Source organism: Cupriavidus sp. L7L (genome assembly GCF_004353535.1).
Lineage (GTDB): Bacteria > Pseudomonadota > Gammaproteobacteria > Burkholderiales > Burkholderiaceae > Cupriavidus > Cupriavidus oxalaticus_A.
The window spans coordinates 1-3994 of the sequence record NZ_SMNY01000191.1 but is presented as its reverse complement, the minus strand read 5'-3'; the positions used below and the strand labels follow the sequence as shown (position 1 = coordinate 3994).

General features: G+C 59.6%; 6 protein-coding genes. 3 read left to right on the top strand and 3 right to left on the bottom strand.

What is annotated here, in order from left to right; genetic code table 11:
* The 3 genes from E1J61_RS37080 to E1J61_RS37070 form a co-directional block, all read right to left on the bottom strand.
* On the bottom strand, positions 1 to 1046 hold a 1046-nt coding region (locus E1J61_RS37080; protein ID WP_133098685.1), incomplete at its 3' end, for a hypothetical protein.
* The gene (locus E1J61_RS37075) at positions 1031 to 1507 is read right to left on the bottom strand and encodes a lytic transglycosylase domain-containing protein (RefSeq protein ID WP_133098684.1); all 477 of its coding nucleotides are present in this window, start codon (positions 1505 to 1507) and stop codon (positions 1031 to 1033) included. The genes E1J61_RS37080 and E1J61_RS37075, both read right to left, overlap by 16 nt.
* Positions 1504 to 1878, bottom strand: a complete 375-nt coding sequence (locus E1J61_RS37070; protein ID WP_133098683.1) for a hypothetical protein — start codon at positions 1876 to 1878, stop codon at positions 1504 to 1506. Before E1J61_RS37070 ends, E1J61_RS37075 begins: the two co-directional genes overlap by 4 nt.
* A 101-nt stretch (positions 1879 to 1979) precedes the next feature.
* Between E1J61_RS37070 and E1J61_RS37065 the strand changes: the two genes are divergently transcribed.
* The 3 genes from E1J61_RS37065 (at position 1980) to E1J61_RS37055 (ending at position 3479) form a co-directional block, all read left to right on the top strand.
* On the top strand, positions 1980 to 2222 hold the full coding sequence (locus E1J61_RS37065) for a hypothetical protein (RefSeq protein WP_133098682.1): 243 nt from the start codon (positions 1980 to 1982) through the stop codon (positions 2220 to 2222).
* A gap of 350 nt (positions 2223 to 2572) precedes the next feature.
* Positions 2573 to 2863 (top strand): hypothetical protein, encoded by a 291-nt coding sequence (locus E1J61_RS37060; protein WP_133098681.1) that lies wholly within the window; start codon positions 2573 to 2575, stop codon positions 2861 to 2863.
* A 1-nt stretch (position 2864) separates the two neighbouring features.
* Complete coding sequence (locus E1J61_RS37055) at positions 2865 to 3479, top strand: DUF6036 family nucleotidyltransferase (protein WP_133098680.1); 615 nt, start codon at positions 2865 to 2867, stop codon at positions 3477 to 3479.
* The last annotated feature ends 515 nt before the right edge of the window (positions 3480 to 3994 follow it).

Here is a 3994-nt window from a genome sequence, read left to right as displayed (position 1 = left end):
TTGCGCAGGCCTGCGAGCGCGTTATCGACGTGCGGTTCCAGCAGCACGCATCCAGACTCCCATGCCACCTCTTCGGCCTGCATGTGGTTGAAGACGCCTGCAGATTCCATCATCGGAGCCTTCCGACCAGCGGTATTGAGCGGATACCAAAGCGCGCGGTCATGAGGCTTAAGCCAGATGAATTCGGACGAAGGCAGAGTCCCCAGCTCGCGCGCCTGGATGAGCATGGCCATCAGCAACGTGCGCGGATACCTGTGCTTCTTGACCCAGGCGTGAACTTCCTTGCACTTCATGCAGCGTTGGAATGCTGCTGTCGCCAACGAGAAATCCGGGCGCGACCCCTCGTTCGATGCGCTGTAGTTCAGCGCATCCATCAACTCACGGCACGCCGCGATATCCTTGAAGAACACCCGAAGCCCTAGCACGGCGAACAGCGCGCGCTCCGTAGGCGATAGCTTTGCCAGTTGGCCACGGTCCGCAATGGGTTGCCCTAGCTGTTGCACCAGCATCTCTCTCGCGCGGTCCTCGTCCAGGCGATCCGAGTAGATCAATCCGTGCTCGGCAACCCACTCTTCCGGGTGGACAGAGGATGCCCACTCAGGCGGATCTTCCTGAGTCAGATCTCGGTGCAGGATTGGGGCGACCGCAGAGAAGTTCTGACTCTGCGCCTCCAGCAGGCTTTGGATGGTGTAGACGTTCTTCGCTTTGAGGATGGGGTTGCGCAAGGCCTTGATGGAGAACCAGATTCCGAGGGATATCGGAAGGAACGCCCAAAGATAGCCAACGGCAGACCCTGCTACCCAGATCTCTTTAAACGTTACGACGCGCGCATACTTGAAGTACGTCACCAGTTGCCACTGGCGCTCTTTCGCGAAGTCGAAGAGTACCGCCCAGGGGTAGATCTCGTAGCCCTTCCAGATCAGCAATCGCTGCGCCATGGCCTCATGCCGGAATGTCCACAGAAACCAGCCGAGCGTGACGAAAACCAGGATGAACACGCCGAGCAGCGGAGCTACCGAGCGGTCGTTCTTTATTTGATCTGACATCCGAACCTCTTTGCCGCGTTCGCCACGCGCAAAACATAGCCATAGCCAATGACGGGGTCGGGATTGTGATACTTCGCCACCCCGGTCCAGAAGTCGCGGGCCCGGTTCATCTCGTATCGCAAGACATAGCCAGCGCCACGGATAGCAAGGCACCGGTCCTGAACGATCTGTTGCGCCGTGATGCCGAAGTTGCGCTGGAAATAGCGGATCCAGAAATCGTTGTGTTGCATGATTCCGTAGTCCCGTGTGCCGTCGCGATTAGGACGTGACACCACGTTGCTGCTCTTCGAACCGGAGGTTTCGACCTGGTGGATTCCACGCAGAATGCATGAAGGCACCTGGTACTCCGCCTCTGCAGCAGAGAAACATGCATCCAGTTCCCCATCGTCCGCGGCAAATGCGCTGGATGCGATGACTGTGGTTGTAGCAGCGACAAGTAGCTTTCGCTGTAGCGCCCTCATTGCGTTTCCTCGATCTCTTGGATGCAAACGAGCAGATGACGCAGCTTTTCTGTCGAGAACAGCAAGGCGTACTCGCCCCCCTTTCGGATTCGATCCAGGCGACGGTTTGCTTCCGGGATGGTTTCGACGTGGTGCGGCCACTTCTGCTCGATGGCAATGACGACCGGTATCGCATCGGTGAAGGGCACAACCGCAAAGAAGCGGTTCAGCTCAACATGGCACGCCTCCAAGTCGTCGCGCGACATCGCTGCGACCATCTTGGCCATGCGCGCGGCTGTGGCTGCCACTTGCTGTCTGGGCATGCTGCGGTGCTGCACATCGATCTGCCTGGCGACCATCCGTCCCAGCTCCGACTGCAGCAGCTCGATCAACGCCGAGCGATGAGACCATGTGTTAGGATCCCCCCATGTTTCCGTATCAGTGTAACGATACGCATTGTAACGCCAAACTTTAAATTGACTGGGAGGAAAAAGTGACCGAGGCGCTGAAGAAGGATTTTCCACATGTCAAACCGGGCAAGACGGAGGAAGAAGAAGGTTCGGCCCAAGACCTGAGCCACCTGGCAAGCCTGGCCGGACTCGGCCTGATCGGGCACGTTGCGGACTTCGCCGAGGCTGGAAGCGATGCGGTCGTCTCCGAGCGTCCGGGCGGGAGCGTTCTGGCAACGGATCCGCGCGCCGCCCTTGAGCCGCGCAAGCGCTATACGCCCCGGTGAATTTGAGTAGCCGGCAACGCCCTAACCTGCTTGACTCGCGGGGCCGCTGGGTCGCCAGCCGGCCCACGCCTCACCGATTGAAAAGCAAGAAGGGCATCCGCTGTTTCACCACCCCTCTGCGACTCGCCCTCTGAACGGCGGAACGCTCTCCTTTCCCTCGTCGTGGCACAGAGCGTTGCCCGGGGAAGTAGAAGTTGGGGGAGATCATGAGGCGTCTTTTTCGGCACATTTCATGACGGATCTGTGGGTGGCGCGTGCCAGGCGCAAGCCATTTGCCGGCATCCCCTCGAAACCGGTACAGTTGAAGTGGCGGCTTGCAGGCTGCGGATCAGCTTTTGGAGCGAAATGCTATGACGGCCAGGGATGAGGAGCGCAAGGTGTTGGACCGGTGTGAGGCTGCGTCTCGCGGCGATGTCTCCGTAGCGGCCGACCAGCGCGAGGCCAATGTCTTCCGCGTTGCAGCGATGGTGCTGCAGTCACGATTTCCCATGGAGGCTGCTCGCATGATGGCTGCGAGTGACCAGTATTTTCGTACGCATCCCGCCGATCTGGTTCCCAGCGCGGAAGTGGTTCGCAATGGATGGGTCTGGGGCTTGCCGCGATTGCGTGACATGCTAACCATGCAGCTGCGACACCACTGATATGTCCGACAGCATCGCCTTTCACACCCGCACGGCGCTTGCCGAAGGCCTTCGGGAACTGTTCAAGCAGCTGGAGCATCGGCTTTCCCTCCTTCGTCCGCTGACCGTGTATCTCGCTGGCGGCATGGCGGTCCACCTCTATACGGCAAACCGTGTCACGACCGACGTCGACGCCGAGTTCGCGGGGCGCGTCATGCTGCCCCAGGATGTCCTCGTGGATGTGGTGCTGGAGGATGGCACCCCGCGTGTCATCTACCTCGATACCAACTACAACCCGACCTTTGCGCTGATGCATGAGGACTACCAGGAGGACTCGATTCCTGTGGACCTGGGCCTAGAACACATTCAGGTGCGGGTACTCTCGCCGACCGATCTGGCCGTCAGCAAGATAGCCAGACTCGCCGACAATGACCGGGAGGACATTCGCGCCTTGGTGGCGGCTGGCCTGACCTCTGCGGATGAGATTGAAGCGCGCGCCACGCATGCGCTTGGTGGCTATGTCGGTGGCATGGCCATGCTGCAGGCAAACCTTCGCGACGCTGTCGAGATCGCGCGTGAAGCGGAACGCCATCCAACCGCGGAGCCAGTCCACAGGCAGCAGCGCCCCCGAGGTTGAAGCGTCAGCGTACCAAGCGCGCGCCAGTCCAGAAAATTTCGGACTTCCAACACGACGACGACGCCCCTCCCCTCTTGTCGTTTGCCACCACGACCTAGAGTCAAAGTCCTTTTGCGTCAATAACTTAGGAGGACTCTTGCCATCTCAGGATGGCAGCCGTTCGCCACAAGGTTCGAGAGTTCTTCCGTTGCTTGCCAAATAGTCCCAGAGTTCTTGAAGCCGCGTGACCGGAACCCTACCGATGGGGGGTGCACAGGTAGCGCGCAGTCGTGCGGAAATCAGCGAAGTGGAAAACGCCCTCCGCGGGCATTTTTGGGACGAACATAGATGGGTGAAGCCAGACGTCGCGGTAGTCGCGATCAGCGTGTGCGGGTCGCTGTGTCATCGCAGCCCACTCCTGAATCCATAAGTGCCAGCATGGGGTTTCCGGAGTCATGCAAGTTCGTGGGATATGTCGTGCATCTTCCCGACAGCGACGAATTTGTCGTAAGTGCTAGTGAACCACAGCCCGGCGT

What these genes read in the sequence shown, in the direction of transcription:
- E1J61_RS37075 (WP_133098684.1), bottom strand. Translation starts at nt 1,507, where the DNA reads ATGAGGGCGCTACAGCGAAAGCTACTTGTCGCTGCTACAACCACAGTC.
- E1J61_RS37060 (WP_133098681.1), top strand. Translation starts at nt 2,573, where the DNA reads ATGACGGCCAGGGATGAGGAGCGCAAGGTGTTGGACCGGTGTGAGGCT.
- E1J61_RS37055 (WP_133098680.1), top strand. Translation starts at nt 2,865, where the DNA reads ATGTCCGACAGCATCGCCTTTCACACCCGCACGGCGCTTGCCGAAGGC.